Genomic DNA, 26,546 nt, shown 5'->3' with positions numbered 1-26,546 from the left:
GATCAGGAGTCAGTTCACTCTGATTCGATCAGCTCACTCTGATTCGATCAGCGGAACTTCCGCCATTTCCACTTCATCTTCCACCTGGCGACCCGGAGTCTGGTATTCAGTCTCCACAGTGCCGCTTTGCCGGCGAACGAGGAACCCCGGCTGATGCGAGCGGCCAAGCCGCCACCCACCCCGCCTCCTGCGCCCGCCAGGGCGAACTGCCCCCAGTTCCAACTCCGAGTACCTGCGTTTGAAGCCGCGTAGGCACCCATTCCGGCAGCGGCTCCCACAGCGATACCGCAGACGATACTGGCAGCGCATGCGGCACCTCCGGCGAATCCGGCCACCACGATTCCGAATGACGCATAGTTACGCCAGTTCCGCCGAAAATGTCGGCCGACACCGCGCCCCCAGGACTTTACTTTCCTCCATTTCTTCTTCCAGCTCCACTTGCCGTCAAGGTCATACCGGTTGAGCGGGTCGGCGTGGACATAGTCGTAGGCATTGGCGTTGCCGCCATAGACCGGGTCCATGGACAGGAAGCGGCCGCTCTGTGGGTTGTACAGCCGCGCGCCCATGAGGGTCAGGCCGGTGAGGCTCTCGGCGGACCGTTGCTTACCACCCAGCCAGTTGTAGCGGGTTGCCGCCTGGCCTGCCCTCGGGTTGCCGTACTCGTCCGAGTCCAGGGCGACGGGAGCCTTGCTGGTGTCCAGCGGGAGCTGGAGGGCCACGTCGCCGTGGATGGTGGTGAGGTGGAGGGTCGTGTCACCGGTCTTGCTCGTCGTGGCGGCCAGGTCGCCGGAGGCCGAGTCGACGTTGCGGGTCAGGGCTCCGGTGGCGGTGTCCTCGACGATCCAGCGGGGGTTGTCGCCGTCGCCGTCGTAGTGGTTGAGCTTGGACTGCTCCTGGGTCCAGGTGGTGCCGCTGCCGGTCTCGACCTTCCAGGAGCGGAAGCGCAGGCCGGCGTCCAGCTGCCAGGTCTGGCGCTTGCCGTTCGCGGTCTGCTGGTGGGCGAGGTCGTTGGCGTAGTAGCCGACGGTTCCGCCACCGGGCAGGGCGGTGGTGCGGCCGAACGCGTCGTAGGCGTAGCCGGAGTCGACGATGCGGTCGGCGCTGTCGTAGGTGGAGGACACCGTGGTGCCCCCGCCGGCGGGACAGTCGGTCCCCGGGGTGCCGGCCGCCGTGGTCAGGGACTTGCGGTTGGTGCGGGCGTCGAAGGCGTACACGCGGCGCGTGCAGACCGTCTCCGACGTGTCCTCGACCGTGGTCAGGCGCCCGCTGGCGTCGTACCGGTAGGTCTGGTCCGACCAGCCCGCGTGCCGGGTGACCTGGCCGTGGACGGACTCGGCCGTGGTGTCGGTGTAGACGATCGCGCCGTCGCTGTCGCGCGTGTACGTGCGGGCGACCGCGGAGCCGGTGGTGTCCTCGGTCTGGGTGAGGGTGTAGCCGCCGGGGAGCTTCTCCGTGGCGACCGAGCCGTCCGCGTCGTACGTGGCCCTGAAGGTGCCGGCGACGGAGTCCGTGGTGCTGGTGGCCAGGCCACGGGGTTCGGTGGTGTGGTCGTAGGTGTAGGTGACGGTCGACGGGGTGGTGTCGGTGGCCTTGACCGGGCGGCCGAGCAGGTCGTACTCGGTCGTGGTCGTGCCGTTGTCGGCGTCGGTGTAGGAGATCTGGCGGCCGAGCCTGTCGTACGCCTTGGTGATCGTGCCGCCGGTCGGGGAGACCGACTTGACGGGTTTTCCGGTGGCGGGGTCGTACTCGGTGGTGGTCTGCGGGACCGCCTGGCCGGTGCCGCCGGTGACGGCGACGGTGGTGGGGCGGCCGGCGTTGTCGTACGACGTGGTGGTCGTGCGGGTCACGCCGTTCGCCGTGTCGGTGACCTTGGCCGGGTTGCCCCACCGGTCGTACTCGGTGGTGGTCGTGGGCAGGGCGGTGGGGTTGGAGCCGCCGCCGGTGACGGCGCCGCCCGCGGCCACGGAGCAGACCAGGTCGGCCCACTCGGGGCGGCCGGCGCACGTGCCGGTGCCGGTCGCGGACCAGTACGTCGTCACGCGGGTGCCCGCGTCGGTGCCGGTGGCGCCGGGCAGGAGCTGCCGGGTGACGCGGCCCTGGGCGTCGTACTCCGTGGTCTCGGTGATCGCGAGGCCGCCGGGGTCCTTGACCGTCTTGGTCGGCAGGCCCTTGGCCCAGTCGAAGACGGTCTGGACGGCGCGGTTCTCGCCCTGGACGGACGGGTGCTCACGCACCTGGGCGCCGGTGGTGGTCCTGGTGATCTGGTCCTTGACCTTGGCGGTGCCGTCGGTCGGGCGGCCGGCGTCGTACTCGTTGACCGTCCAGGTGCGGGCCGTGACCGACGTGCCGGCCGGCACGAGGGTGGTGGTGCCCTGCTTGAGGTCGGCTGTCAGGTCGATCCGGCGCAGCGGGCCGTACTCCTCCAGTTCGCGGGTGCCGGTGTCGTTGTAGACCGACTTGGTCGCCAGGAGGTCGGCGCGTTCGACGCCGGTGAGCTGGGCGATGCCGAGGTCGGCCTGGACGGCCTTGTCGGCGGCGGTCGTGCCGAGGGCGACGGCGCGGTTGGCGGCGGTCAGTTCGCGGACCGTGTTGCCGAACCGGTCGTACTCGGTGGTGGTGACGTGTCCGCCGGGGGCGGCAGTGTCGACCTCACGGCCGGAGACGCCGAGGTAGTGGACCTCGGCCCGCTTGTAGTCGGCCGCGGTCAGGGAGCCGCCGGAGTGCGACGCCGGTACGGCGTCGGCGGGGAAGACGGCGGTGGCGTCGGTGGGGGCGTCGAGCTGTCCCCAGGCCTTCACATCCGCCGCGCCCATCATGTGGGGGGCGGCGGTGCCGGTCAGCGGGACGTCGTAGACGACGCTGGTGGCGGCGGTGCCCTCCGCCACGTCGGCCGTGCCCTGCTTCAGCCCCGACCGGGTGGCCTTGAGCAGCATGCCCTCGCCGGCGGTGGTGGCGTTGCCCGCCTTGCCGTAGGTGAGGGTCCAGGGCAGTTCGCCGGGCGGGGTGAGCCCGGTGACGCGGCCCGCGCCGTCATAGGCGTACTCGGTCTTCAGCGCCGGGCTGATCTGCGGGTTCCAGGTCTGGCGCAGGCGGCCGCTGCCGTCGTACGCGTACATCTGCACGGTCTTGGAGGTGGCCGAGGCCGCACCCGGGTCGGTCGACCACAGGCGGATCTCCTTCACCTGCCCGCTCACGTCGCCGAAGAGGCTGTCGGTGGCGGTGGTGGAGCTCCCGTACACGAACTCCATGACGCGGCAGCCCTTGGTGGACGGGTCCGCCGTGCAGGCCGAGGCCGTCGCCGCCGAGGTCGGGGCGATGATCCGCTTCGGGCGGGCGAGCTTCTTGCCGTCCACGGTCACGGTCTCGGAGACCACGGTGGTGGTGGAGTCGGCCAGGCCGTCGAGCAGGGTGCTGGAGACCTGCCAGGTGGTGGCGGCCGGGTCGGGCTTGGTGAATTCGGTGACCGTGCCTTCGGTGTCGGTGAGCGTGAAGGTGCCGCTCACGCTGCCCTTGAGGGTCAGGTCCTCCGCGCCCGGCTCCGGGATCCACGCGGTCCTGGCCGCGTTCGCGGTGAAGTGGGTCTCCTCGCCGTCCGCGCCGACGACGGCGACGGCGGTGTCGGAGGTCCGGCGCAGGTGGCTGTAGTCGGAGTCGGTCAGCTCGGCCGCGGTGCCGGCGACCCATTCCTTGCCGAAGATCGCTGCCTGGCCCTCCTGCCTGGTCCCCTTGTCGGGGACCCGTGAGGACGCCGTACGGGAGACGGACAGGTCGAACGCCGACGCGTCGGTGGCCGACAGGGAGAAGTCGCCGGTGAGCAGGTTCACGCTGCCCGGGCCGGCCTCCTGCGTGGCGGCGCCGTCGGCGTTGCGGTCGACGACGACCGTCAGCGGGTCGGTGCTGCCCGAGGCACTGTTGGGGCCGGTGAAGTAGGCCTTGATCTGGACCGAGCCGTCCGGGTCGACGGTGTCGGTGGCGTTCCACACCAGCTGCGCGTTCTTGCCGTTGGTCAGCGCCACCGGCCAGGCCGTCAGCGCGGTGCCGCCGGAGGTGACGTGAGCGGCCGGGATCGGCACCCAGGTGTCGGCTTCGGAGCGGCGCCAGGAGAAGGACACACCGGTGTACTTGCCGGCGTCCGCCTCGGCGACCAGGGGCAGGCGCCGCGCGGTGCGCTCGCCCTCGCCCGGCTGGACGAACCCGCCGGGCCCGGCGTGGAAGGTGTACTCGATCGCGTCGGACTTGTTGTCGGCCTTGTCCACCGCGCGCACCTGGAGGGTGTGCGTGCCGTTCTTCGGAGGTGTGACGGGGAACGCCTTGTCACCGCCGACGCCACTCGTCGTGACCTTGGTCCAGGTCACGCCGTCCAGCGTCCACTCCAGCCATTCGTGGTCGGTGCCGGAGGGCGGGGTGACGGTGAACGTGCCGGCCTGGCCCGCGCCCTTGACCCACGAGGCCGAGGGGTAGTCCGTGGAGACGATCTTCGTCGGGGCGGACGGGGAGGTGGTGTCGACGGTGAACGTCTTCCACGCCGACCAGCCGGTGTTGTAGTGCGCCCCGTCGTAGGGCGAGGTGCGGAACTTGTACGTCTTGCCGTTGGTCAGCACCCCGGCGGGCACGGTCACCGAGGCGACCTGCCCGGACGGCACGTACTTCGACACGATGACGTCGCCGACCTGCGTGTTGGTGGCGTTGTCGAAGATCTGGAAGGTGCCGTTGACCTTGTCACCGTCGGCGTCGACGAAGGTGTCCCGCAGGGTCGGGGTGGTGGTGTTGACCGTGTAGGCGCCGCCGTAGGAGAAGTACGGCGGGCCCGCCTCCTGCTTGGTGCCGGTGCGCGGCCGGTAGTTGTAGTTCACGACCAGCTTCGGCGGGCTCGAGGCCGCGTTCGCGGAGTTCACCCGCTTCCACTGCGCCACCACCGACTCGCTCGTCGCCCGCAGGCCCAGGTGGCCGCGGGTGGCCTGCGCCGACGCCCACTCCTGCACCAGTGTCGTCACGTCGGCGTTGATCCACCCGTCCGGAGCCGTCGTGCACCCGGGGTTGCCGCGCGTCTCGGTGGAGGTGGCCTTCTTCGCCGTCATCGTCGGCCGGTTCGTCCACCGGCTGGACGTCGACGCGGCGGGGGACGACCACACCTCCCAGGGCTGCGCCGTGCAGTCGGTGTTGCCCGAGTGGAAGTTCCACAGGCTCAGTTTCGCGCTGGAGACCAGGGCGTCTGTGATCGGTGAGGAGTTCCAGGAGATGAAGGACTGCGCGGTGCGCGGTGTGCCGTCGGCGTTGGTCGTGCCGGGGTTGCCGAAGTCCAGTTCGGTGTCCGTGGACAGGTCGACCGTCTCGCCCTGCTGGACGTAGGTGTCGAAGACGTTCGACAGCGACGACGTCGACGGGTCGACCGTCACGGGATACCGGGTGGCGGGGTCGGAGAGGAACTCCGCGTCCGGCGTGATCACCAGATCCACGCCGTCCCCGGTCTGTACGGCCTTCATCGCCACCCGGGCCCGGTTCAGATGCTCACCGGACCGCTCGTCGACGGCCGCGTCCCACATCACCGGCGCGGGCATGACAGCCCGCTTCTTGTCCTTGTCGTCGGTGAACAACACGCTGCCGTCCGCCAGTTGCTCGGCCTTCAGCCCTTTGGCCTTCAATGGCAGCGTATAGGAGTAACCGCCGGCGGCAGGCTTCTGTTTGATCTCGACGTACTGCTCGAAACCGGTCCGGGTCGCCTCCACCACCACGTCCGCGCCGGGCACCGCCTCGGCGTACTCCGCGCGGTTGCCCTGCAGCTTCGGTTCCGGCAGCCCGCCCTTCCACTGCAGGGTGATCTGCTCGTCACCCTCGCCCAGGGTCACCAGGTCGACGGCCTTCGCCTGCTGCGCCGCCTTCAACGACACCGCCGGCACACCGGTCCCGCCCGCGAGCCGCAGGCCGTTGGGGTGGGCCACCGGCGCCACCCCGTCCCCCGCCTCGCGCAGGTCCACGTCGACGTCGACCCAGGTGCCGTCCCGCTCGAACCGCACCGGGCCCGCGGACAGCTCCGAGGTCAGGCTGCCGTCCTTGTTCACCCAGGTCCGCGACGTCTCCGTACGCTCCGACAGGGCCTCGACGCGCTGACCCGATAAGCGAGCCGCGACCTTGGCCGACGCGATGTCCGCCGCCTCGGTCACCGTGTTCGCCCTCGGCACCTTGTCCGACGGACCGTCAGGCGCCGCGGCGGCCGCGCCTTCCATCACGGACACCGACATCAGCACCGCGAGCCCGCCTGCTATCCAGCGCAGACTGCGACTCTTCTCGTGCCACGTCCGCCCCCTCTGCTCGGGGGAGGGCAGCTCTTCCACTGGTCTCACGAATCTCTCACCCGTTCACGTAAAGGAAGTGTGATCAATTCGCAAAATAGTCCGGGACACAACAAGACCAAGATCGCCTAAAGAGGTTCTATCGGGCACTCGAACCCACCACCTCGATCATGACCTACATCACATGACGTGACGTGACCGATACGGAAAGAAACATTCCGCAACCGTCACCGCAACACCCGGCCACCACCGCACCTGCGCCCGTCCGCCTCCCCGCACCGGCGCGCCGGACCCGTCCTCCGCAGCGGCGAGAAGGCGCACCCGGGGGCCCACCCGCCTCAGACTTTGGGTAGGGTGCGAAACGCTTCGAACGCCGGGGCCATACCGCGCCGTTGCGGGCGTCATCGAGCGCCGCACCCGCGTCACCGTGCGACCGCAGGCGCCAGTACCTGCGGGCGCACCAGTCGCGGCCGTGGGCCGCTCTCCGAATGGGGGGGAATTGTCCAGTCACCGGATGTCCAGAAAAGGCCGCTACATAGCCTGGTCGACCGCGGGCGTCGTGGTCGTGGCCGGGGCCGGCATCGCCGCGCAGACGTCGATGGCAGCCACCACCTGGCCCGCCCAGAAGACCTACACCGGCCGCGCCTTCGACACCTGCACCGCGCCCTCCCTGGCCGCGATGAAGGCCTGGAAGAGCGACGGCTTCTACGGCGCCGCCGCCGTCTACATCGGCGGCAAGAACCGCGGCTGCACCCAGGCCAACCTCACCCCGTCCTGGGTGAAGTCGGTCAACACGGCCGGCTGGAAGCTCATCCCGCTCTACGTCGGCGCCCAGCCGCCCTGCCAGACCAGCAGGAACCCGGAGAGGTTCACCGCCGCCACCGCTGCCGCTGTCGGTGCCAGCAACGCCAAGGACGCGGTCGCCAAGGCCGCCGCGCTCGGCATGAAGCCCGGCAGCCCCATCTACCTCAACATGGAGTCGTACGACATCACGAACAAGGCGTGCAACGACGCCACCCTGACGTATGTGCGCTCCTTCACCAAGACCCTGCGAGCCAAGACCTACCGCGCCGGGCTCTACGGCTTCAGCAGCTCCAGCGCCAAGGCGATCGCCACCGCGACGAACAAGACGGACCTGCCGGGCAACCTCTGGTACGCCCTGTGGGACAAGAAGTACACGACCACCACCGACTGGCCCTGGGACCCCAAGCTGTACACGAACCACAGCCGCGGCCACCAGTACATGGTCAACAGCAAGGAGACCCGCGGCGGTCACACGATCACCGTGGACCGCAACGCCTGGGACGCCCCGGTCGCCCTCGTGGGCTGACCTCTCCCGTACGTACAGCGGATCCCGCACGAGCGCGGGCGCGGCAGTGCCGGTACGGGTGCGCGAATCGGGGATTTCGCGCACCCGGGTCGCTGTCGGTTTCCAAGGTCACCCGCACGGATTTTCACGCCCGGCCGCACTCCTGCCCGGGCTCGGCGAGACCCGCGCCGTGGAACGAGCTATGCGCCGCCGTCGCCGTCGTCGCGCAGGGAGTGGATCATGCCCCGCAGGATCCGGAACGCGTCCGACCGCTCGGTCCCGGTCATGCCGGACAGCATTCTGACCTCGACGGACCAGACCGCCACGGGCGCCTTCTCCAGGATCCGCCGGCCGCGGGCCGGTCCCCGGCCAAGCGCTCCCAGGTCATCGGCACGATCGACTTCACCGACGAGGTCGACGCGGCGGCCGTCGCCAAGGTCCTGCGCGCCAACGGCATCGTCGACACCGAGCCCTACCGCAAGCTCGGCCGCAACCAGCTCCGCGTCGCCATGTTCCCGGCGATCGACCCGGCGGACGTCGAAGCCCTGACGAAGTGCGTCGACTACGTGATCGAGCAGCTGTAGCAACACCCGCTAGTAGTACGACGGCGAGGGGCGCCCGGTGGATCACCGGGCGCCCATCGCCGTACGGAGACCACCAAGGCTCAGGATGCCGTCTCCGCGCGGACGATCAGGGTGCCGATGTGGCCGGGCACCGGAGCGTCGAGCACCCGTGCTTCGGCCGAGGCGAATCCGGCCCGCGTCAACAGGCGCTCCCAGACGGCCGGGCGGTAGCTGTAGCGGTAGGTGAACATGGCCCTCCCGGCGAAGCCGCCCTTGTACATGCCCTGAGGGCCGTACGCGCCCGGGATGGCGGGCGGCTGCGAGAACACGAACACCCCTCCCGGGTTGAGCCGCGCCCGCACGAGCGGGAACAGGCGTCCCGGGTCGGTGAACCAGGCGGCGCCGAAGATGGAACAGACGGCGTCGTACGTCTCGCCGGAGGAGGCCAGCCACTCCAGAACCTCACCGCAGGCGAAGACGGCGCCGGTACCCGCCCACCGCTCGGTGCTCTTCTTCACCATGGCCGGAGAGAGGTCGACGCCGTGCGCGGTGATGCCGCGCAGGGCGAGGTGGGCGAGTGCGCGGCCGGTGCCGCACCCGATCTCCAGCACGCTGCGCGGGGCACCGAGCAGTTCCGGACCGGGGCCGTGACCGGCGTACTGCGTCCACCCGAACATCGGCTCGGCGTCGTCCCTGAACGCGGACTCGGCGTAGGCGTCCCAGAGTTCGGTCTCGGCGGAAATGTCGTGCGGAACGGGCACAGTGGGTGTTCCTCTTCTCGGGGAGCAGCCATCCTGCCCTCGGGACGGAACGAGGGCAGGGATCGGCTCCGGGCGGTTCAGTGGCTGTCGGGGACCTTGTTGTCGCACGGTGAGCAGTCGGTGCCGTCGATGGCCCACAGCTCCTCGTCGACGGCGAAGCCGATGGACTTCAGGAAATCCGCGGTGCGCAGGCACAGGCCGTCGCGGCGGCGCTCGACGAACGGCGCGTGGTGCTTGTACCGGCCCTCGTTGTAGACCTCGCAGAGGGCCCACCAGACCGGGGTGTCGAGGATGAGCTGGTGGACACCGATGTCGACGAGCTTGCCGACACCGAGGTGCACTTCGGGGTGCTCCATGCAGCCGATGGTGTACATGACGGCGTTCCCAAGGACGCGTTCGGCCATGTCCCGGACCATGGTGTGGTCACGCAGCAGCAGGGCGACCTCGCGGTCCCACAGGCTCATGCCGCCGTCCAGAACGTTGACGCTCAGGTGCCCGATGTGGGGCTGGACGGCGTTGAGCAGCCCTTTCGGGTCCCTGGTACGGATGAGCGATGTGCTGTCGAGTGTGACGGTCACGGACGTCTCCCTTCCGAGCGGTGCGGGGCCGTACTTGCGATGACCCGTCCCGGGACGGAGACGCGGCCATGAGCAGAACGCTAGGGAAAGACAGTTGTCACCGAGTCCGTCGTTTCCCAGAGTTTCTCGATCGACATGACAAGTTGCGCGAAGTTTCTGTCGAGGTTGCCAGGACCGGGCCTATGGGGCCTCGGCCTCGGAGAAGCTGGTCGGAGCAGACCCAGGCGAAGGGAAGACCATGCGACGGCTCCGGTTCAACGGCACCGGCTCGGGCGGCGGCGGATGCCCCGGCGTACACGAAGACCTGGACTCGGGTGAAGTCGTCGTGCACGGACCGCCGCTCGTAAACCCTGATGACCTGGCGCAGTTACGCCACTTCGACGAGGGCGAGGTGGCTGTGGTCGTGCCGCGCAACACTTTGGTCGACTTCGGACCACGCGACGAGACACCGCGGATCATCAACGCCGACGACGAGTTCGCCCGCCTCTTCGAGACGTTCGAGCACACCGCCTGGCGCCTGGAGACACGGCGCCGGTACGCGAGTGACGAAGCCACCGACACGTGGGCGCAGTTCGTGGCGAACCGACCGGTCCAGTGGGATCACGAGGACGACTGGTGCCGCAACGTACGTGTCCAGACGGCTCAGGGCAAGCGCTTCGAGCGAGTGCGGCTGGTCGACTCCCCGGCCACGACCGGACAGCTTTACCTGCTCGACAACGCCGCACGGAACTGCGCCGTCGGCGAGGACATCCGCAACCTCACACGCGCCGAGGCCGAGCGGCTGCGCCTGCCAGCCGAGGACTTCTGGCTCTTCGACTCCCGGCTGGTCGCCCGGCTCGTCTTCGACGATGCCGACGGTCTGTTAGGCATCGAACTCGTCACGGAGCCGGCGGCCGTCAACCGCTGTTGCCAGGTGCGGGATGCGGCCTGGCACCATGCGGTTCCGTACGATCAGTTCAAAGCCGCCATGTAAGTGACGTGAGGTCCGGTGAGCACCGACTATCAGCAGGCTCGTGAAGCATTGGGTCTCCAGCTTCGGGAGCTGAGGCTCGCCTGCCCTGACGGTCGGCTCACCGGCGCCCAACTGGCGGAGCGCCTCGGTGCGGGATGGACCAAGTCCAAGGTCAGCAAGCTGGAGAACGGCAGGCAGACCGCCGAGGCCGAGGAACTCCGGGTGTGGGCCGAGGCCACGGGCCATCCTGAGGCGTACGACGGCCTGCTCGCCCAGCTCCGCGGGTTCGAGTCCCGCATCCGGTCGTGGCGAAGACAACTGGCCTCCGGGCACAAACCCGTCCAGGACGCGATCACCGCTGAGCACGAGCGCACCCGGATACTGACCATCTGGGAGAACAACCTCGTCCCCGGCATGCTCCAGACCGCCGACTACGCCCGGCACGTCTTCACACGGCACGCCGACCTCATGCGGTCGCCACGCGACACCGAAGCCGCGGTACGCGCGCGGATCCGCCGTCAGGAGAGCCTCTACGAACCCGGCAGGACGTACCGGATCCTGATGTGGGAAGCCGCCCTGCGCACGCTGGTGTGTCCTTCCCCGGTACTGGCCGCTCAACTCGACCGGCTCACGAGCGTCATGGGCCTGGACACCGTGGAACTCGGCGTGGTGCCGTTCACAGCCGCCCTCAAGATCTATCCGGGGAACGGATTCTGGGTCTACGACGAACGGAGGGTGGTCGTCGAGGACTGGCATGCGGAGCTGTGGCTGGACGATTCCGACAGCATCGCGACCTATCTACGGGTGTGGAACACGCTGAAGGAATCCGCGGTGTACGGAACCGAAGCACATGACGTGATCACCGCCGCGCGGCACGCACTGACCCGTGGCCGGCCCGGCTGACCGTCCTCACCACCACTTACCGGAACTGCCCAGGAAAACCTGCCAGCTCCGGTCAAAGACGGCGATCAACAGGCCGTCCTGCCGCTTGCTGTCACGGACGGCGCGGCCACCGGAAGCAGTCTCGGCGACCTCGATGCAAGCGTTCTCCTGCCCCGAGTACGAAGACTTCCAGAACGAGCTTGTCACTTCGGTCACCATGAGTCTCCCTCCTGCACGAATTGCCGCAGGAAGCCCTGCCAACTCCGGCCGGAGACGGCGATCAACGGACCGTCCTGCCACTTGCTGTCGCGGACGGCGCGGCCGTTGGCAGCGGTAGCGGCCACTTCCACGCAGTTGCTCTCCTGCCCCGAGTAGGAGGACTTCCGGAACGGGCCTATGACCTCGATCATGACGTGTCTTCCTTGAGGGTCCGCAGTGCGCTTCCGATAAGACTGGCACTCGCCTCCGGGGCCAGTGCGGACGATCGTAGTAGGTCATATGTATTGGCGTAAGCCGCCAGATCCTCGGGGTCCTCAAGGACGGATGCACCCCTCAGGTTCTCCAGTGTCACCGCCTCGACGGTCGGCTCCGAGTCGAAGCTGAACGTGGAGAAAGCCGAGCTCGCAGCCGCCAGGAGTCCCGCTCTGAAGGGCAGCACCTGAATCGTGACGTTCTTCCGTTTCCCGGCTTCGAGCATCGCGGAGAGCTGCTCCCTGTGAACCTCGACGTCCACCAGCGGATGTGCGACGACCGCCTCCCACACGATGGCGGTGTACGTCGCTCCGCCTTCCTCGATCTTCGCCTGACGGTTCTCCCGGACCTTCACCAGCTGGGTGATCCGTTCGGGAGAGACGTAGTTGGGCCCCTCGGTGGTGACCGCCTCGGCGTAAGCGGGCGTCTGCAGCAGACCAGGCACCAACACCGGCTGCCACTCACGGATGTGGGTGGCGTCGTCCTCCAGCGCGATGTGGTCGAGGTAGTCGGGCCGCAGGTGTGCCGCGTGCTCCAGCCACCAGCCCCGCTTCTTCGAGTGCTTGGCCAACTCCTCGAGTTTGGCGCGCACTTCCGGGTCCGTGACGCCGTACGCGTCTAGGAGCAGCCGCACTTCGATGACGCGTGCGGTGACGTGCCCGCTCTCCAGTCGGCTGACCCTGGCCTGGCTGGACGCGATGATCTCGGCGGCCTGCGGCTGGTCGAGCTTGGCCGCGTGCCGGTACTGCCTGAGCGCCGTCCCCAGGCGCCTGCTGCGTACGGTCGGCCGTCCCCCTGCGGGCATGGGATCTCCCCTCTCCGGCCGCAACGATGCCACACGCGTCATCGCCTCCGAGATCCCATCACTCGATCGAGTGCACAACTGCATGTATTCACTGAAGAAGGTTGTGGGCGTATCGGATGCGTCCGTAGCTTCGCCCCATGCCACCGACCGAAACCTTCCGCATCCCCCGACACCGACGGCACGTCCCCGACGCCCGCCAACGCGTCCGCAAGACCCTCGCCGACTGGGGTGTCACCGGCCGACTCGCCGACTCCGTCACCCTCCTGGCCAACGAGCTCGTCACCAACGCCGTGACCCACTGCCGCGTCTCCGACGCCCGGGTCGAGGTCACGCTGACCCTGCACGGGACGGAGCTGGTCCTGGAGGTCGCGGACCCGGACCGGGACCGGCTCCCCCGGCTCCGTCACTCCGGTCCGGACGAGGAGGGCGGTCGCGGCCTCGCGCTCGTCGCGGCGCTGGCGGATGCCTGGGGGTGCCGACAGGAGCCGTACACGAAACGCGTGTGGGCCCGGTTCTCGCCGGCGGAGGCGGAGACGGACGTAGCGGCGAGGGAACGTGTTCCGGCTGCTCCGTGACGCGGTCACCCGCCTGTTCACCCGGCCCCGGCCCCGGCCGCCCGAACCCCTCATGAGCGATCTCGCGCGGGAGGTGCGGCAGCCCGACCCCTACGTCTGGCGGTTGCCGGACCCCCACGACGCCCGCTGGCGCCGCTGGTCCCGGCGCTCCCGCGCGGCCGGCCGCTACCTCCCTTTCCCCCGCGATGAGGCCTGCTGGGTGACCACGCCCCCGCCCATACCGCCGTCCTGGCGGACCAGCGAGACCGGCGAGACCGGCAAGGACCTGGTGCGCCTGTACGTCCTCGGACCGTGACGTCCCTCGGACCGCCGTACAGCTCACGCCCGGCACCGCCGCGCGCCCCGGTCCCTCCCCGGGATGCCACGTCCGTCGCCGCTCCGGAGGGAGAGTCACGGTGCCTCCCCGACGGCGGGGCGCCGCTGGACGAACCGGGCCTGGTCCGCGAGGAACCGGTCGGTGTACAGCTGCCGGGGCGCGAGGACTGCGGTCAGCGTCAGGCGCCAGCCGGAGTCCTCCAGGTCGTGGTCGACCAGGGAGTGGGTGGCGTCGGCGTAGCGGGCGACCGTCAGGGACTCGGCCGGCAGGACCTCGCGGTAGACGGCCTCGGTGTCGGCGACGTCCACGTTGACGTCGTGGCCCGCCAGCACCAGCAGGACCGGGGTGCCGCGCATGGCGCGCAGGTCTGCGGTCGCGTCCGAGCGGTAGTTCCTGGCGACGAACGCCCACCGCGCGCTGGTCATGCCGTCCACGTCCCCGACGGCGGCCCGGTACTCGGCGAAGGACGCCCCCCTCTCCAGCAGGCGCAGGGTGGTCTCCCGGCGGCGCAGCGCCGCGTTCGTCCGCTCGGCGCCGGCCCCGTCCCGCTCCAGCTCGGCGAGGAGGTTGAAGCGGCCCTGCCGCAGCCAGTTGACGGCCGGGGAGACGGCGATGACGAACTGCAGCCGCCGGTCCCGCGCGGCGACCTCGGGCAGGACCCAGCCCGCCTGGCTCGCCCCCCAGAGGCCGATGCGCCGGTCGTCGACGTCGGGGCGGTTCCGGGCCCACCGCACGGCGGCCAGCGTCTCGTCGGCCCGGTCCGTCATGCTCTGGCCCAGCCAGTCCCCCTCCGATCCCCCGATGCCCGGCTTGCTGAACGACAGCGAGGCGTACCCCGCGCGGGCGAAGGACTCCCACAGCGGCCGGTAGAACGTCTCGTGCGTCGCGTCGACCGGCCCGTCGCCGTGGACGAAGACGACCAGCCCGAACGGCCCGTCACCCGTCTCGGGCAGGGCGAGCACGCCCTGGAGGACCTTCCCGTCGTGCCGGAGCGAGACCTTCTCCTCCCGTAGCGCGTACGTGTTCTGCCACACCACGACCCCGGCGAGTCCGGCGGCCGCCAGCAGCACCCCCACCAGCGTCCACACCGTCCGGCGCCACCCGCGTCGCATCGGCCCGCCCCGTCTCCGGAACATCCCGACCCCCATATCGTTCGTCGAAAAAACGCTCGTTCCGAGAATGAACGTATTACTGTCATTCACGCAAGGTGGTCCCGTGGACGACGAAGGAGCGACGTGCGGACGACGGCGGACGATGCCCGGCCCTCAGCGGGGAGTGGGCCGGTGGTGCGCAGAGGCATCCCCGAAGGCAGCGAGGAACAGGTGGCGGCGCTGTACTGGGAAGCGTTCGGCCGCAAGCTGGCCCCGGCACTCGGCCCGCCCGCCACCGGGCGGGCGTTCCTGGCGGATCACCTCCACCACGACCGGGGCGTCGTCGCGCTCGCCGACGGCCGGGTGGTCGGCGTGGCCGGCTACCAACTCGGCGGCCGCGCCCTGACCGGCGGCGGCGCGCGGGACGTCCTGTCCGCCTACGGCCGCTTCCGCGGCCTGCCCCGGCTGGCGCTCCTCGCCCTGTTCGAACGCACCCCCGCCGCGGGCGAACTGGTCATGGACGGCATCGCCGTCGAGGCGGCGCACCGGGGCGAGGGCGTCGGCAGCCTCCTCCTCCGGGAGATCGCGGCCGTCGCCGCCGACCGGGGCTGCCGCCGGATCCGCCTGGACGTCATCGACGCCAACCCCCGCGCCAAGGCGCTCTACGAACGGCACGGCTTCACCGCCCACCGCACCGAGCGGACCCCCTGGCTGCGTGACCTGATGGGCTTCGGCGCGGTCACCACCATGCACCGCCCGGTCACCCCGGCGGACGCGACGAGCGAACGGAGGACACGGTGAACGGCACCCCGGCCCCGGCCCCGGCCGGAAGCGCGGACGACGGGCCGGGGATCCCCACCCGGCTGCTCGTGCACGCCCTGGTCCGCGAGGACGGCACCGTCGACGCCGGCGAGTTGTACACCGTCGCCGGCCTGCTCGGCATGAGCGACCAGCAGATCAGGCTGTGCGTCAGACGCCTCGTCGCCGAAGGCCGGTTCACCCAGGAAGGACGCGGCCGGAAAGCCACCCTCCGCGCCGTGGCCGACGTCACCGGATCCCTGGCACCCGACGCGGCCCACGTCCGCCACGCCTACCGGCAGGACGCCGGACTCGCCCCCTGGGACGGCACCTGGCACCTGTTCGCCTTCGCCGTCCCCGAGTCGCACCGCACCGCCCGCGACACCCTGCGCGAGCACCTGCGCCACCTCGGCGCCGCGTCCCTCCACAGCGGCCTGTACGTCACCGCCAACCCCGTCGCCGAACTCGTCGAGGCCCGGGCCCGCGATCTCGGCATCCTGCACACCCTCACCCGACTGACCACCACCGACCTGCGGATCGGCGTCACCACCGACCCCCGCGCGCTGGCCGCCGCGCTGTGGCCTCTCGCCGAGATCGCCCAGCGGCACGAGGACCTCGCCGCCTTCGCCGAAGCACGCCTGGCGCGGCTCGCCGAGGGGCCGCCCGCGCAGGACGCCGAGCGGCTCACCACGGCCGTCGAGCTCGCCGCCCGGTTCACCGCGGCGATGGAGCCCGACCCGCTCCTGCCGCCGCAGCTCCTCCCCCGGCCGTGGCCCGGAACCCGCGCCCGCCGCCTGGCGGCCGACTGCTGGGAGCGCCTGCGCGAGGCCCCGCCGACAGGGCGGGCCTCCGCCCCCCGCCTGTTCGCGCTCTACGCCGACGCGCTGCGCCCGGCGCAGTGACCGGCCTCCCCCACCGCCCACGCGAACTGCCGCGGGTGCGTCCTCCGTCCTCGGCGGTCCCACCGCGTCCTCGGCCCGCCCCGACGCCCCGTGGGAAAAGGAGTTGACCTTGCCGTCTTCCCGTGGGCAGGGTGCGGTGGTGACCGGAGCGGAGATCGAGATCCCTGGCGTGGACGGGGTCCCGTCCGGTGGGGGCTTCGGCGGCCGCGGTCAGGGCGCGCCGCTCGTCCACGGCAGCGGACACCACACCGCGGTCCGGACGGGTACGGCGTCCCACCTGGTGAGCGAGTGCCGTCCGAGCGCCCTCGACCCGCGTGGCCACGAACGGACCCGGGCCGCGGCCCCGGTCCGGAACACCGATCGATCCCCGCCCCACGAGGAGTGAGTCGCCGTGCCCCTTCACGACACCCCGACCGTCAGGGAGACCCCCGTGACGGACGAGAAGGCCGGGCCGTACGGCATCACGGCCGGACCCGACGGCGCGCTGTGGCTCACCTTCGTGCACAGCGGCCGCGTCGCGCGTCTCACCCTCGGCGGCGAACTCACCGAACACCCCCTGGACCCGCCCGGATGCGGCCCCACGGTCATCGCTCCCGGATCCGACGGAGCCCTCTGGTTCACCCGGTCCCGGGACCACCGGATCGGCCGCGTCACCACCGACGGTGAGACGGAGTCCTTCCCCCTGCCGACACCCGCCGGCGGCCCCTTCGGCATCACCGCCGGTCCGGACGGCGCGATGTGGTTCACGGAGATGAACACCGACCGGATCGGCCGCATCACCGGCACGGGAGAGATCACCGAGTTCGCCCTTCCCCGTCCGGGCGCCTTCCCCTCCGCCATCACCGCGGGCCCTGACGGAGCCCTGTGGTTCACCCTCAACCAGGCGAACGCGATCGGCCGCATCACCGTTCACGGGGACATCACCGTTCACCCGCTCCCCACCCCCGGCGCCGCTCCCGTGGGCATCACCAGTGACGGCACCGCCCTGTGGTTCGTCGAGATCGCGGCGGGCCAGATCGGCAGGATCTCGGTGGACGGCGCGATCGAGGAGTTCCCCCTCCCCGACCGCGCGGCCAGGCCCCACGCCATTGTCGCGGCCTCCACCGGGGACTGCTGGTTCACCGAATGGGGAGCCAACCGCATCGGCCGCATCACCGGCGGCGGCGAGATCACCGAGTACGACCTGCCCTCACCGTCGTCCGAGCCGCACGGCATCACGCTGGGGCCCGACGGCGCCCTGTGGGCGGCCCTGGAGACGGGAGGGGTCGCCCGGGTGGAACCGTAGCCCCGGGACGAGGAACCGCCGCCGGCCCGGAAGAAGCTCCCAGGGGTGCCCGGCCACCGCCGGACACCCCACCCTCACGGCCGCACCGCTCGACCCGCCGCCGCGGCCGCACCGCTCACGCCGCCGTGCGGCTCGATCCTCCGTACAGCTCAGGCCGCCGTGCAGCTCACGCTCGGCACGCTCCCGCCCCCCGGCGTCGCGCCGAAGCCGAAGCTCGCCGAACCGCCCGCCGTGAGTGCCCCGTTGTGGGCGGCGTTCGTCGCGGTCACCGTCGAGCCGCTCTGGGTGTACGACGCGTTCCACATGCTGGTGACCTTCTGCGAGCCGGACCAGGTCCAGGTCACCTTCCAGGAACTGATCGCCGTCGTCCCGGTGTTGGTGACCTTGACGTCGGCGTTGAAGCCGCCGCCCCAGTCGCTGCCGACCGTGTACGCGGCGGTGCAGGCCGCCGTACCGCCGCCCGGGTCGCCGGGGTCACCGGGGTCGCCGCCCCCGGTCCCCGGCGCGAAGCCGGGCGCCTTGACGCTCGCCAGGTAGCCGTCCTTGACCGTGTCCACGGTCTGCCAGTCGTCCTTCAGGATGCCGCCCGTGTCACCGGAGTTGGGGTTCCAGGACCAGAACGTCCAGTGGAAGGAGTCCCCGCCGTACGTGGACGTGGGCCGCAGGTAGTCCACGAGTGCCGCGAGCCACTTCTGGTCGACCGTCGACTGGAGGGTGGTGCCGAACTCGCCCACCCACACCGGGGCGATGTTCTGCTTGAAGATGTAGCCCCAGTACTTGTCCCAGATCCCGGGCATGTTCGCGGGGAACGACGGGTCGCTGAACCAGGTCTGCTGGGCCACGCTGGTCGCGTAGTCGTGGGCGGAGTAGACGACCCGGTTCGGGACGTCGAGCTGGACCGGGTACCGCGCGACGCCCATCAGGTTGCCGCCCCACCAGCCGGAGACCCCCTCGAAGGTCTGCACGCCCTCCACGAAGATCAGCAGGTCCGGGTTGACGGAGAGGACGGCGTTCCCGGCGCGCTGGGCCGCCAGCCGCCAGTCCCTCGTCGTGTCGCCGCAGCCCCAGCAGGCGGGGTCGTGCGGCTCGTTGTGCAGGTCGATGCCCACGACGGCGGGGTCGCCCGCGTACCGCCCGGCCAGCGACTTGAGGTTGGCGATCCACGTCGACTCCGGGACCGCCGCGGTGTACCAAAGCGCCGACTGGCCGGCCCCGTCCGGGCGGTGCCGGTCCAGGATGACCTTGACGCCGGTCCGGCCGGCGTACCCGACGATCCTGTCCAGCACCTGGAGGGAGCTGAGCCCCTGCAGGTCGGCGTTCTTCCCGGCGGAGAAGTCGATGCCGGCGGGCGTGGCGCCGGGCTTGAGGATGTCGTCGCTGAACGGGATCCGGAGGGTGTTGTAGCCCGTCGTCCTGATCTGGTCGACCATGCTCTTGTAGTCGCGGGCCCACAGGCCGTGGACGACGTTGTTGGAGGTCTCGAAGCCGAACCAGTTGATGCCGGCGACGCGGACCGGCTGCCCGGACGCGTCCAGGATCTGGCGGCCGCTGGTGTGCCAGTACCCGGCTCCACCGGCCTCCGCGGCGTGGGCCTGCGGGGCCGCGGCCAGGGGTATCAACGGCAGCAGGAGTGCGGCGGCGGCCGCGCACAGTGCCCTGCGCAAGGTGCGGAACATGTCGCTGCTTTCTCTCGGGGGTGCGGCCCGGAAAGAGTGGGAGCGCTCCCACAACCGCGCCTCCCATGGAAAGCGGATCACATGGACACGTCAAGATGGCCGACGTCAGCTGATGCACTTCTCCTCGGCCCGGAGCGGGGCGAGCCCGCCGGCCCGGCCCGGAGCGGGTGGTGTCCCGGCCCCGGGACAGGCGTTCCGGCCCCGGGGCGCCCCGGCCCGGGGCCGGGGCGGGCGCCTCAGCGCCTGCGCCGCAGCCGGCCGATGCCGAACAGGGCCAGGCACAGGGCCGCCACCGCGACCGCGCCCACCTTCACGCTCCCGCTCGTCCCGGAGTCCCCGTCACCGTCGGAGGAGGACGCCGAACCGCCGCCGCCGGAGGACGACCCGGCCCCCGGGTCACCCGGCGCGTCCTCCGCCCGCACCTCGCTCCCGGAGCCCTCCGTGCCGTACATCAGCTTCGAGCCGTCGGCGGAGAAGGTGACGGACTCGCCCTGCTGCTGCAACGGCACGTCGAGGCGGCCCAGCCGCTTGGGGACGCCGGCGTTCCAGTCGTAGTCGATGCCGCCGAAGTAGCCGCGCACGGCGAGCCGTTCGCCGTCCGGCGAGAGGGCGGCGTCGGTGGCCCACAGGTCGATGGGGGCGACGGGGCGGAAGACGTTCTTCCCCGAGGCGGAGAGGCGGTCCGGACCCTCGTAGAGGTGGCCGCCGTCCTCCTTCTTGTCGATGATGTAGACGCGCCCCGTCTTCGGGTGGACGACCATCGCCTCGGCGTCCCGGGCGCCGTCGGAGTACGTCACGACGTACTGCGTGGCGCGCACGGTCGCGTCCTTCAGCTCCTTCGGCTCGGGCAGCTCGTAGATCCACACGTACGGCCAGGTGCCGCCGAGGTTGTCGCCGATGTCCCCGACGAGGATCCGGTTGCCCGGACCGATCGAGATCGCCTCGACGTCGCGCGGGGTGCCGACGCCGGTGAGGGTGAGGCGGGCGACCGTCTTCCCCGTGGCGCCGTCGACGGCGTAGAGGTAGGGGCCGTCGTCGCTGTCGTTGTGCGTCCAGTAGACGCCGGGGTGCTGCCGGGAGGCGGCCAGGCCGCTGGACTCGGTGATCCTCGGGTCCTCGATCGTGAAGCTCCCGTCGCCGTCGGCGGCGGAGGCGGGCGCGGCGAGCGCACCCACGAGCAGGGCCCCGGCGAGGAGGGCGAACGGTCGGCGCATGCCCCAAGCCTGCCATCCCGCCCGCGTGTTGCGGACGCGCGGCCCTGCTCGCGCCCCACGCATCGGCGTCCCACCCGTCGGTGCCCCGCGTGCCGGCACCCCACGTGCCGGCGCCCCGCGCGTCGCGGGCCTGCGACCCGGCTCGCGTCCGGCTCGCGTCCAGCGCGTGGGGAACTCACGGCCGGACCCGTGGTCGGACTCACATCCCACGCGCCGCGCGCATCCCCCATGATGAGCGGATGCTCAGGATCATGCCCGTCGGCGACTCGATGACGATCGGCAGCGCGGGCGAGCACACCTGGCGTCACCGCCTGTGGCGGCACCTGTGCGCGACGTACGAAGGCCCGGTCACGTTCGTCGGCCCCCGCGAGACGCTGTACGACAAGGCGGCGGACGCCCCCGTCTCGCTGGCGTACGCCGACCCCGGCTTCCCCCGCCGCCACCTGGCCGGCTGGGGCGAGGGCTGGCTGCACATGGCCCCGCTCGTCGGCGACGCGGTCCGCGGCTGCCGGGCGGACGTCCTCCTGGTCTCCCTCGGCCTGATCGACCTGGGCTTCTACACGAACGCCGAGCAGACCGCGCAGAACGTCCGCGCCTTCGTGGAGCAGGCGCGGACGGCGAACCCGAAGGTCGGCATGGTCCTCCTGCCGGTGATCCCCAACGTCCGCGCCGCGCAGGACGAGCCGTTCGCCGCCCAGGTCTCCCTCTTCAACGAACTCCTCGCGAAGACCGCCGCCGACCTGGACGAGCCGGCCTCCCCCCTCCTCCTGGCCCCGGTCCCACAGGGCTGGGACATCGCCGCCGACACCTACGACGGCACCCACCCGAACGCGAGCGGCGAACACCGGCTGGCGGAGACCTTCGCGAAGGCGCTCCACCAGGGGTGGGGGCTGGGCGGGCCGTACGGGGGCCGCACCGCGCCGGGGGCGCGCGACGGTGCCGTGCGCGCCGTGTGACCAGGTCACCGTGCGTATCGTTGTACCGCTCGGCCGCACCCGTGCGTGGGGGCGGCCGGGGAGGAGCGCCGGATGACCATCCTGGAAGACAGGATCGAGATCGACATGGCCGACGAGAACGTCAAGCGCTTGGACGAGTGGTTCGAACGCCTTGAGCGGATGCCCGTCCCCGAGGGATACAAGGTCGAGATCGTCGGGGGCGACGTCTTCATGACACCGCAGCGAGACATCCACTGGGAGACCGTTCGGGAGCTCCTCTGGGCCCTCGAGGACCGTTTCGGAAGGCGGCACGCGCGGATCTTCTCCGATGTCCGGGTGGATTTCCCCGGTCACGAGAACGGCTTCTGCCCCGACGTGGCCAAGTTCCGCGAGGGAGCGGCGAAGGACGACACGGGCCGTTGGAAGCCCGAGGACATCGAGTTCATCGGCGAGGTCATCTCCAGAGGTACGGCGCACAACGACTACGGCCCCAAGAAGACGGCCTACGCGGTCGCCGGTATCCCCGTGTACCTCATCGCCGATCCCTACCTGGGCAGGTGCACCGTCCACACCGAGCCCAAGGACGGCGCCTACCAGTGCGAGCTGCGGGTCGACTACGGGACCAACGTCGACCTGACCACCACCGCCCTGAACCTCACCCTCAAGACCGACGCCTTCCCCCGCGACTGACGGTTTCCCCTTGCTTGGAGCACACTCCAGGCCGTTGGCTTGACTCCCATGGAGTACACGCAGCTCGGACGCACCGGACTCAAGGTCAGCCGACTGGTCCTCGGGACCATGAACTTCGGACCGCAGACAGACGAAGACACCAGCCACACGATCATGGACGCGGCGCTGGACGCGGGCATCAACTTCTTCGACACCGCGAATGTGTATGGGTGGGGCGAGGACAAGGGCCGTACGGAATCCATCATCGGCAACTGGTTCGCCCAGGGCGGCGAGCGGCGCGACAAGGTCGTGCTCGCCACCAAGGTGTACGGCAACATGGGCGCCGACGGCGACGTCTGGCCCAACCACGACAAGCTCTCCGCGCTGAACATCCGCCGGGCCGTCGACGCCTCCCTGAAGCGGCTGCGGACCGACCACATCGACGTCTACCAGTTCCACCACGTCGACCGGGACACTCCCTTCGAGGAGATCTGGCAGGCGGTCGACGTGCTTGTGCAGCAGGGCAAGATCCTCTACGCCGGGTCCTCCAACTTCCCCGGCTACAAGATCGCCCAGGCCAACGAGATCGCCGCCCGGCGCGGCGGCACCATCGGCCTGGTCAGCGAGCAGTGCCTCTACAACCTGGCCGAGCGGCGCGCCGAGATGGAGGTCATCCCGGCCGCGCAGGAGTACGGCCTCGGGGTGATCCCCTGGTCGCCGCTGCACGGCGGCCTGCTGGGCGGGGTCCTCAAGAAGCAGGCGGAGGGCGGGCGCCGGGCGGGCGGCCGGGCGGCCGACACGCTCAAGGACGCCAAGGCGCGCGAGCAGATCCAGGCGTACGAGGACCTGCTGGACAAGCACGGCCTGGAGCCCGGCGAGGTCGCGCTGGCCTGGCTGCTCACCCGGCCCGGCGTGACCGGCCCGATCGTCGGCCCGCGCACGCAGGAGCAGCTCGCGTCCGCCGTGCGGGCGGTCGAGCTGGAGCTGAGCGAGGAGCTGCTGTCGGGCCTCGACGAGGTGTTCCCGGGCCCGGGCCCGTCGCCGGAGGCCTTCGCCTGGTGAGCCGGGGGCGGCGGCACGGTGGCCCGTGTCCCCCGTGTCCGGTGCGTCGGGGGCGGCGGTCCGCCGGCCGGAGGGGCCGTCCCCGTCAGGCCCGCGGCAGCGGTGCGCGGCGGCGGGCGGTCACTTTCCGAGTGCCGCCGCCACCGCCACCACGACGAACATCAGCACGAGCGCACCGGCCATGATCCGGTTCCGGGTCTTCGGGTCCACCCTTCGAGCCTAACCGGCCGCGCCGAGCGCCCAGCGGCCGACCGGCTCGTAACGCGGCTGCTCCCCCGGCACCCCGGACCTCGGGAGGTCGCTGCGCACGAGCGTCAGCTCCCGTACGGTCCACTCGCGGCCGGCGAAGGTGTGCAGCAGGTCGACGTACGGGCGGGTGTCGACGGCGTCGCGGCTGCGGGCCAGGGTGAGGTGGGCCTTGTAGCGGCGGTGCTCGCCGAGGTCCAGGCCGGCCCTGCGGCCCGCCGCCTCCGCCCGGGCCGCCAGCAGCCGCAGCGCCGCCGTGTCGCCCTCGGCCCCGGCCCACAGCGCCCGCCCGTGCCCGAACTGCCCGCCGCCGTGCAGGGCCAGGGCGAAGGGGCCGGTGTGCCGCGCGGCCCGCTCCAGCCGCGCCGACAGGTCGGGTACGGCCTCCTCGTCGACCTCGCCGTAGAAGCCGAGGGTGAGGTGCCAGCCGGGGCGGCCGGTCCAGCGCAGCCGGTCGGCGCCGGGCAGCCGCTTCAGCGCGGCGACCTCGGCGGCGAGCTCGTCGACCACGTCCCGCGGGGGCAGCACGGCGGCGAAGAGTCTCATGGGGCCAGTGTGCCGTCCGCCGCCGGCCCCGGACGGGTCGTCGCCTGTTCCGGACCGGCCGTCGCCTCCTCCGGACCGGCCGCCACCGGCTCCGGGCAGGTCCCCACCGGCCCCGGACCGGTCGCCGCCAGCCCCGGACCGGTCGCCGCCAGCCCCGGACCGGTCGCCATCGGCCCTGGACCGGTCGCCATCGGCTCCGGACGGGCCGTCGCCGGCTCTGGACAGGTGGCCACCGGCCTCGGACCGGTCGTCGCCGCCTCCGGGGCCGGTCGCCGCCGGCCCCGGACGGTTCACGCCACGGCCGCCAGTTCCTCGCGCCGCTCCCGCGGGACGAACCGCAGGACCGGGTGGCCGCGGCGCCAGCCGACGGAGAGCCGCAGGCCGCCGACGCGGGCCAGGACCAGGCCGACGACCGCCGCCGCGAGCGCGGAGACCGCGCCGCCCGCCGCGAGGCCCGCCCGGACGCCGTACGCGTCGGTGATCCAGCCGGCGATCGGCGCGCCGACCGGGGAGCCGCCGAGGAAGACCATCATGTAGAGGGCCATGACGCGGCCGCGCATGGCCGGGTCGGTGCCCATCTGGATGGTGGTGTTCGCGGTGACGTTGACCGTCATGCCGAACATCCCGATCGGCACCATGAGCAGGGCGAACAGCCACAGGGACGGGGCCGCGGCGGCGGCCAGCTCCATCACGCCGAACGCCGCGGCCGCCGCGATCAGCACCCGCATGCGGGAGGTCCCGCGGCGGGCGGCGAGCAGCGCGCCGGCGAGGGAGCCGACGGCCATCAGGGTGTTGAAGAGGCTGTAGGAGCCGGCGCCCGCGTGGAAGACGTCGTCGGCGAACGCGGAGAGGTAGACGGGGAAGTTGAAGCCGAAGGTGCCGATGAAGCCGACCAGGACGATCGGCCAGATCAGGTCCGGGCGGCCGGCGACGTAGTGCAGGCCCTCCCGCAGCTGGCCCTTGCCGCGCGGGGCGCGCCGGGCGGCGTGCAGTTCGCGGCCCCGCATCAGCAGCAGTCCGGCGATGGGCGCGACGAACGACAGGCCGTTGGCGAGGAACGCCCAGCCGGTGCCCACCCCGGTGATCATCAGGCCGGCGACGGCCGGGCCGACGAGCCGGGCGGACTGGAAGTTCGCGGAGTTGAGGCTGACGGCGTTCTGGAGCTGGTCGGGGCCGACCATCTCGGAGACGAAGGACTGGCGGGCCGGGTTGTCCAGGACGGTCGCGAGCCCGACGGCGAAGGCGGCGACGTAGACGTGCCAGACCTCGACGTGCCCGGAGAGGGTGAGCAGCGCGAGCGCGATGCCGGTGACGGCCATGGCCGTCTGGGTGGAGAGGAGGACGCCGCGCTTGGGCAGGCGGTCGACGAGGACGCCGCCGTAGAGGCCGAACAGGAGCATCGGCAGGAACTGCAGGGCCGTCGTGACGCCGACGGCGGTGGCGGAGCCGGTGAGGCTGAGCACCAGCCAGTCCTGGGCGATGCGCTGCATCCAGGTGCCGATGTTGGAGACGACCTGGCCGGCGAAGAACAGGCGGTAGTTCCTGACCTTCAGGGAGCTGAACATCGAGGACCTGCGAGCGCCCCCGGACGGGCCGGGGGAAGAGTCGTGGGTGGTCGGTGCGGGGGCGGAGTGTGCTCCGGGTCCCGTACTCAAAAGGGTCGCCTCCTCGCGAAGTGCCTACAGGTGTGCGAGCTTCTCCAGGACGGGGGCGGCGGCACGCAGCTTCGCCCACTCGTCCTCGTCGAGACCGTCGACCAGGGTGGCCAGGAAGGCGTTCCGCTTGGCGCGGCTCTCCGCGAGCATGGCCTCGGCCTGCTCGGTCCTCGTGACGACCTTCTGGCGGCGGTCCTCGGGATGAGGCTCCAGCCGGACCAGGCTCTTGGCCTCCAGGAGCGCCACGATGCGGGTCATCGACGGCGGCTGCACGTGTTCCTTGCGGGCCAGCTCACCGGGGGTGGCGCTGCCGCACAGGGAGAGGGTGCCGAGCACCGACATCTCGGTGGGGCTCAGTGACTCGTCGACGCGCTGGTGCTTGAGCCGACGGGACAGTCGCATCACGGCTGATCTCAGGGAGTTCACGGCGGCAGCGTCGTCGCCATGTTCGAGGTCCGGCATGTATTTAGAGTAACTCATTACTCTCGCTAAGGAACGCCGCGGGGACGCGTGCACGCCGTGACGCGCGTCACTGTGATGCCACATCGCCCGAATGTCACTCAAACGGGTGATGTAGGCGCGGAACGGCACCCATCGTCCCGGATCGTGCCGCGACCCTCGTAGCCATGGGGACCGAGGTGCTGAGCCTGCGGATGGACCACGAGCTGCTCGAACGGCTCCGGCACCATGCCGCCAGAAGAGGAATGAGCGTCCAGGACTACGTCGTCCGGACGCTCATGCGCGACGACTTCGACGAGCGGTTCCAGACCGCGGTCGAGGAGACGGAGAAGTTCTACGGCCTCGCCTGAGCCGCGTGACGCGGTTCGGGCGAGGCCGGTGGCGCGGGCGCCGGGCACGCAGCCCGGACGAGGCCCTCGGCGCCCGGAAGACACGCGGCCCGGGCTGAGCCTCGGCGCCGAAGAGGCGCGCGGCCCGGGCGGGACGAGCGGCCCGGGCGAAGCACG

At 71.2% G+C, this 26,546-nt stretch carries 24 protein-coding genes and 1 pseudogene; 13 read left to right on the top strand and 12 right to left on the bottom strand.

Features of this window, described 5'->3' with window-relative positions; genetic code table 11:
• Positions 1-47: 47 nt before the first annotated feature.
• Positions 48-6,239 (bottom strand): DNRLRE domain-containing protein, encoded by a 6,192-nt coding sequence (locus ACF09K_RS14500; RefSeq protein WP_392243931.1) that lies wholly within the window; start codon positions 6,237-6,239, stop codon positions 48-50.
• A gap of 550 nt (positions 6,240-6,789) precedes the next feature.
• Here ACF09K_RS14500 and ACF09K_RS14495 point away from each other — a divergent pair.
• A complete protein-coding gene (locus ACF09K_RS14495) occupies positions 6,790-7,620 on the top strand; it encodes a glycoside hydrolase domain-containing protein (RefSeq protein WP_392243496.1) in 831 nt (276 codons plus the stop codon).
• Positions 7,621-7,964: 344 nt separating this feature from the next.
• Positions 7,965-8,183, top strand: a pseudogene (locus ACF09K_RS14490) (phosphoserine transaminase); the annotation flags it as partial.
• Between the two features lie 80 nt (positions 8,184-8,263).
• Here the strand turns inward: ACF09K_RS14490 and ACF09K_RS14485 are convergent.
• Positions 8,264-8,923, bottom strand: a complete 660-nt coding sequence (locus ACF09K_RS14485; protein WP_392243495.1) for a class I SAM-dependent methyltransferase — start codon at positions 8,921-8,923, stop codon at positions 8,264-8,266.
• Between the two features lie 77 nt (positions 8,924-9,000).
• On the bottom strand, positions 9,001-9,501 hold the full coding sequence (locus tag ACF09K_RS14480) for a hypothetical protein (protein ID WP_392243493.1): 501 nt from the start codon (positions 9,499-9,501) through the stop codon (positions 9,001-9,003).
• Positions 9,502-9,739: 238 nt separating this feature from the next.
• On the opposite strand from ACF09K_RS14480, the gene ACF09K_RS14475 reads away from it, so the two are divergent.
• Both ACF09K_RS14475 and ACF09K_RS14470 read left to right on the top strand, forming a co-directional pair.
• Entirely contained in the window at positions 9,740-10,474 is a 735-nt protein-coding gene (locus ACF09K_RS14475; RefSeq protein ID WP_392243492.1) for a DUF6879 family protein, read from the top strand.
• A gap of 15 nt (positions 10,475-10,489) precedes the next feature.
• On the top strand, positions 10,490-11,356 hold the full coding sequence (locus tag ACF09K_RS14470; RefSeq protein ID WP_392243490.1) for a helix-turn-helix domain-containing protein: 867 nt from the start codon (positions 10,490-10,492) through the stop codon (positions 11,354-11,356).
• Positions 11,357-11,362: 6 nt separating this feature from the next.
• Here ACF09K_RS14470 and ACF09K_RS14465 read toward each other — a convergent pair whose 3' ends face one another.
• The 3 genes from ACF09K_RS14465 to ACF09K_RS14455 are packed head-to-tail and all read right to left on the bottom strand — an operon-like array spanning position 11,363 to position 12,611.
• Positions 11,363-11,554 carry a DUF397 domain-containing protein gene (locus ACF09K_RS14465; protein WP_392243488.1) on the bottom strand — a complete coding sequence of 64 codons (192 nt, stop codon included), beginning with the start codon at positions 11,552-11,554 and terminating at the stop codon, positions 11,363-11,365.
• A complete protein-coding gene (locus ACF09K_RS14460) occupies positions 11,548-11,745 on the bottom strand; it encodes a DUF397 domain-containing protein (protein WP_392243486.1) in 198 nt (65 codons plus the stop codon). The genes ACF09K_RS14465 and ACF09K_RS14460 overlap by 7 nt, the downstream gene beginning before the upstream one ends.
• The gene (locus ACF09K_RS14455; protein ID WP_392243484.1) at positions 11,742-12,611 is read right to left on the bottom strand and encodes a helix-turn-helix domain-containing protein; all 870 of its coding nucleotides are present in this window, start codon (positions 12,609-12,611) and stop codon (positions 11,742-11,744) included. Before ACF09K_RS14455 ends, ACF09K_RS14460 begins: the two co-directional genes overlap by 4 nt.
• Before the next feature lie 137 nt (positions 12,612-12,748).
• On the opposite strand from ACF09K_RS14455, the gene ACF09K_RS14450 reads away from it, so the two are divergent.
• Positions 12,749-13,186, top strand: coding sequence for an ATP-binding protein (locus ACF09K_RS14450; protein ID WP_392243482.1), 438 nt, complete (start codon positions 12,749-12,751; stop codon positions 13,184-13,186).
• Between the two features lie 52 nt (positions 13,187-13,238).
• Positions 13,239-13,481, top strand: coding sequence for a hypothetical protein (locus ACF09K_RS14445; protein ID WP_392243480.1), 243 nt, complete (start codon positions 13,239-13,241; stop codon positions 13,479-13,481).
• A gap of 95 nt (positions 13,482-13,576) precedes the next feature.
• Here ACF09K_RS14445 and ACF09K_RS14440 read toward each other — a convergent pair whose 3' ends face one another.
• On the bottom strand, positions 13,577-14,614 hold the full coding sequence (locus ACF09K_RS14440) for an alpha/beta hydrolase family protein (protein ID WP_392243479.1): 1,038 nt from the start codon (positions 14,612-14,614) through the stop codon (positions 13,577-13,579).
• A gap of 171 nt (positions 14,615-14,785) precedes the next feature.
• Between ACF09K_RS14440 and ACF09K_RS14435 the strand changes: the two genes are divergently transcribed.
• The 3 genes from ACF09K_RS14435 (at position 14,786) to ACF09K_RS14425 (ending at position 17,578) form a co-directional block, all read left to right on the top strand.
• A complete protein-coding gene (locus tag ACF09K_RS14435) occupies positions 14,786-15,394 on the top strand; it encodes a GNAT family N-acetyltransferase (protein WP_392243477.1) in 609 nt (202 codons plus the stop codon).
• Positions 15,391-16,293 (top strand): PaaX family transcriptional regulator C-terminal domain-containing protein, encoded by a 903-nt coding sequence (locus ACF09K_RS14430; protein WP_392243475.1) that lies wholly within the window; start codon positions 15,391-15,393, stop codon positions 16,291-16,293. Before ACF09K_RS14435 ends, ACF09K_RS14430 begins: the two co-directional genes overlap by 4 nt.
• A gap of 391 nt (positions 16,294-16,684) precedes the next feature.
• Positions 16,685-17,578, top strand: coding sequence for a virginiamycin B lyase (locus tag ACF09K_RS14425; protein ID WP_392243474.1), 894 nt, complete (start codon positions 16,685-16,687; stop codon positions 17,576-17,578).
• A gap of 149 nt (positions 17,579-17,727) precedes the next feature.
• On the opposite strand, the gene ACF09K_RS14420 is transcribed toward ACF09K_RS14425, so the two are convergent.
• Together ACF09K_RS14420 and ACF09K_RS14415 are read right to left on the bottom strand one after the other, a co-directional pair.
• Positions 17,728-19,254: a cellulase family glycosylhydrolase gene (locus ACF09K_RS14420; RefSeq protein ID WP_392243472.1), complete on the bottom strand. Its 1,527-nt coding sequence runs from the start codon at positions 19,252-19,254 to the stop codon at positions 17,728-17,730.
• Between the two features lie 236 nt (positions 19,255-19,490).
• On the bottom strand, positions 19,491-20,468 hold the full coding sequence (locus ACF09K_RS14415; RefSeq protein ID WP_392243470.1) for a WD40 repeat domain-containing protein: 978 nt from the start codon (positions 20,466-20,468) through the stop codon (positions 19,491-19,493).
• A 239-nt stretch (positions 20,469-20,707) separates the two neighbouring features.
• Here ACF09K_RS14415 and ACF09K_RS14410 point away from each other — a divergent pair, with 239 nt between their 5' ends.
• The 3 genes from ACF09K_RS14410 to ACF09K_RS14400 all read left to right on the top strand — a co-directional run bounded on the left by ACF09K_RS14410 (position 20,708) and on the right by ACF09K_RS14400 (position 23,134).
• Positions 20,708-21,424 (top strand): SGNH/GDSL hydrolase family protein, encoded by a 717-nt coding sequence (locus ACF09K_RS14410; RefSeq protein ID WP_392243468.1) that lies wholly within the window; start codon positions 20,708-20,710, stop codon positions 21,422-21,424.
• Between the two features lie 72 nt (positions 21,425-21,496).
• Entirely contained in the window at positions 21,497-22,093 is a 597-nt protein-coding gene (locus ACF09K_RS14405; protein ID WP_392243466.1) for a Uma2 family endonuclease, read from the top strand.
• A gap of 48 nt (positions 22,094-22,141) precedes the next feature.
• On the top strand, positions 22,142-23,134 hold the full coding sequence (locus ACF09K_RS14400) for an aldo/keto reductase (protein ID WP_392243465.1): 993 nt from the start codon (positions 22,142-22,144) through the stop codon (positions 23,132-23,134).
• Between the two features lie 219 nt (positions 23,135-23,353).
• Here ACF09K_RS14400 and thpR read toward each other — a convergent pair whose 3' ends face one another.
• From thpR to ACF09K_RS14385, 3 genes are all read right to left on the bottom strand, one after another.
• Positions 23,354-23,926 (bottom strand): RNA 2',3'-cyclic phosphodiesterase, encoded by a 573-nt coding sequence (gene thpR / locus ACF09K_RS14395; RefSeq protein WP_392243464.1) that lies wholly within the window; start codon positions 23,924-23,926, stop codon positions 23,354-23,356.
• 290 nt (positions 23,927-24,216) lie between these two features.
• Positions 24,217-25,581 carry an MFS transporter gene (locus ACF09K_RS14390; RefSeq protein ID WP_392243462.1) on the bottom strand — a complete coding sequence of 455 codons (1,365 nt, stop codon included), beginning with the start codon at positions 25,579-25,581 and terminating at the stop codon, positions 24,217-24,219.
• Positions 25,582-25,605: 24 nt separating this feature from the next.
• Positions 25,606-26,043 (bottom strand): MarR family winged helix-turn-helix transcriptional regulator, encoded by a 438-nt coding sequence (locus tag ACF09K_RS14385; protein ID WP_392243460.1) that lies wholly within the window; start codon positions 26,041-26,043, stop codon positions 25,606-25,608.
• A 164-nt stretch (positions 26,044-26,207) separates the two neighbouring features.
• Between ACF09K_RS14385 and ACF09K_RS14380 the strand changes: the two genes are divergently transcribed.
• Positions 26,208-26,390, top strand: coding sequence for a ribbon-helix-helix protein, CopG family (locus tag ACF09K_RS14380; RefSeq protein ID WP_392243458.1), 183 nt, complete (start codon positions 26,208-26,210; stop codon positions 26,388-26,390).
• Positions 26,391-26,546 lie beyond the last annotated feature (156 nt).

Origin of the sequence: Streptomyces sp. NPDC014882 (assembly GCF_043081325.1) — a bacterium.
Classification (GTDB): domain Bacteria; phylum Actinomycetota; class Actinomycetes; order Streptomycetales; family Streptomycetaceae; genus Streptomyces.
This window is presented reverse-complemented; position numbering and strand designations above follow the sequence as displayed.

Coding starts and splice junctions, on each gene's coding strand:
- ACF09K_RS14420 (WP_392243472.1), bottom strand. CDS start 19,254: ATGTTCCGCACCTTGCGCAGGGCACTGTGCGCGGCCGCCGCCGCACTC.
- ACF09K_RS14405 (WP_392243466.1), top strand. CDS start 21,497: ATGACCATCCTGGAAGACAGGATCGAGATCGACATGGCCGACGAGAAC.
- ACF09K_RS14410 (WP_392243468.1), top strand. CDS start 20,708: ATGCTCAGGATCATGCCCGTCGGCGACTCGATGACGATCGGCAGCGCG.
- ACF09K_RS14455 (WP_392243484.1), bottom strand. CDS start 12,611: ATGCCCGCAGGGGGACGGCCGACCGTACGCAGCAGGCGCCTGGGGACG.
- ACF09K_RS14415 (WP_392243470.1), bottom strand. CDS start 20,468: ATGCGCCGACCGTTCGCCCTCCTCGCCGGGGCCCTGCTCGTGGGTGCG.
- ACF09K_RS14500 (WP_392243931.1), bottom strand. CDS start 6,239: ATGTCGGTGTCCGTGATGGAAGGCGCGGCCGCCGCGGCGCCTGACGGT.
- ACF09K_RS14465 (WP_392243488.1), bottom strand. CDS start 11,554: ATGGTGACCGAAGTGACAAGCTCGTTCTGGAAGTCTTCGTACTCGGGG.
- ACF09K_RS14385 (WP_392243460.1), bottom strand. CDS start 26,043: ATGCCGGACCTCGAACATGGCGACGACGCTGCCGCCGTGAACTCCCTG.
- thpR (WP_392243464.1), bottom strand. CDS start 23,926: ATGAGACTCTTCGCCGCCGTGCTGCCCCCGCGGGACGTGGTCGACGAG.
- ACF09K_RS14440 (WP_392243479.1), bottom strand. CDS start 14,614: ATGCGACGCGGGTGGCGCCGGACGGTGTGGACGCTGGTGGGGGTGCTG.
- ACF09K_RS14450 (WP_392243482.1), top strand. CDS start 12,749: ATGCCACCGACCGAAACCTTCCGCATCCCCCGACACCGACGGCACGTC.
- ACF09K_RS14460 (WP_392243486.1), bottom strand. CDS start 11,745: ATGATCGAGGTCATAGGCCCGTTCCGGAAGTCCTCCTACTCGGGGCAG.
- ACF09K_RS14475 (WP_392243492.1), top strand. CDS start 9,740: ATGCGACGGCTCCGGTTCAACGGCACCGGCTCGGGCGGCGGCGGATGC.
- ACF09K_RS14445 (WP_392243480.1), top strand. CDS start 13,239: ATGAGCGATCTCGCGCGGGAGGTGCGGCAGCCCGACCCCTACGTCTGG.
- ACF09K_RS14400 (WP_392243465.1), top strand. CDS start 22,142: ATGGAGTACACGCAGCTCGGACGCACCGGACTCAAGGTCAGCCGACTG.
- ACF09K_RS14380 (WP_392243458.1), top strand. CDS start 26,208: ATGGGGACCGAGGTGCTGAGCCTGCGGATGGACCACGAGCTGCTCGAA.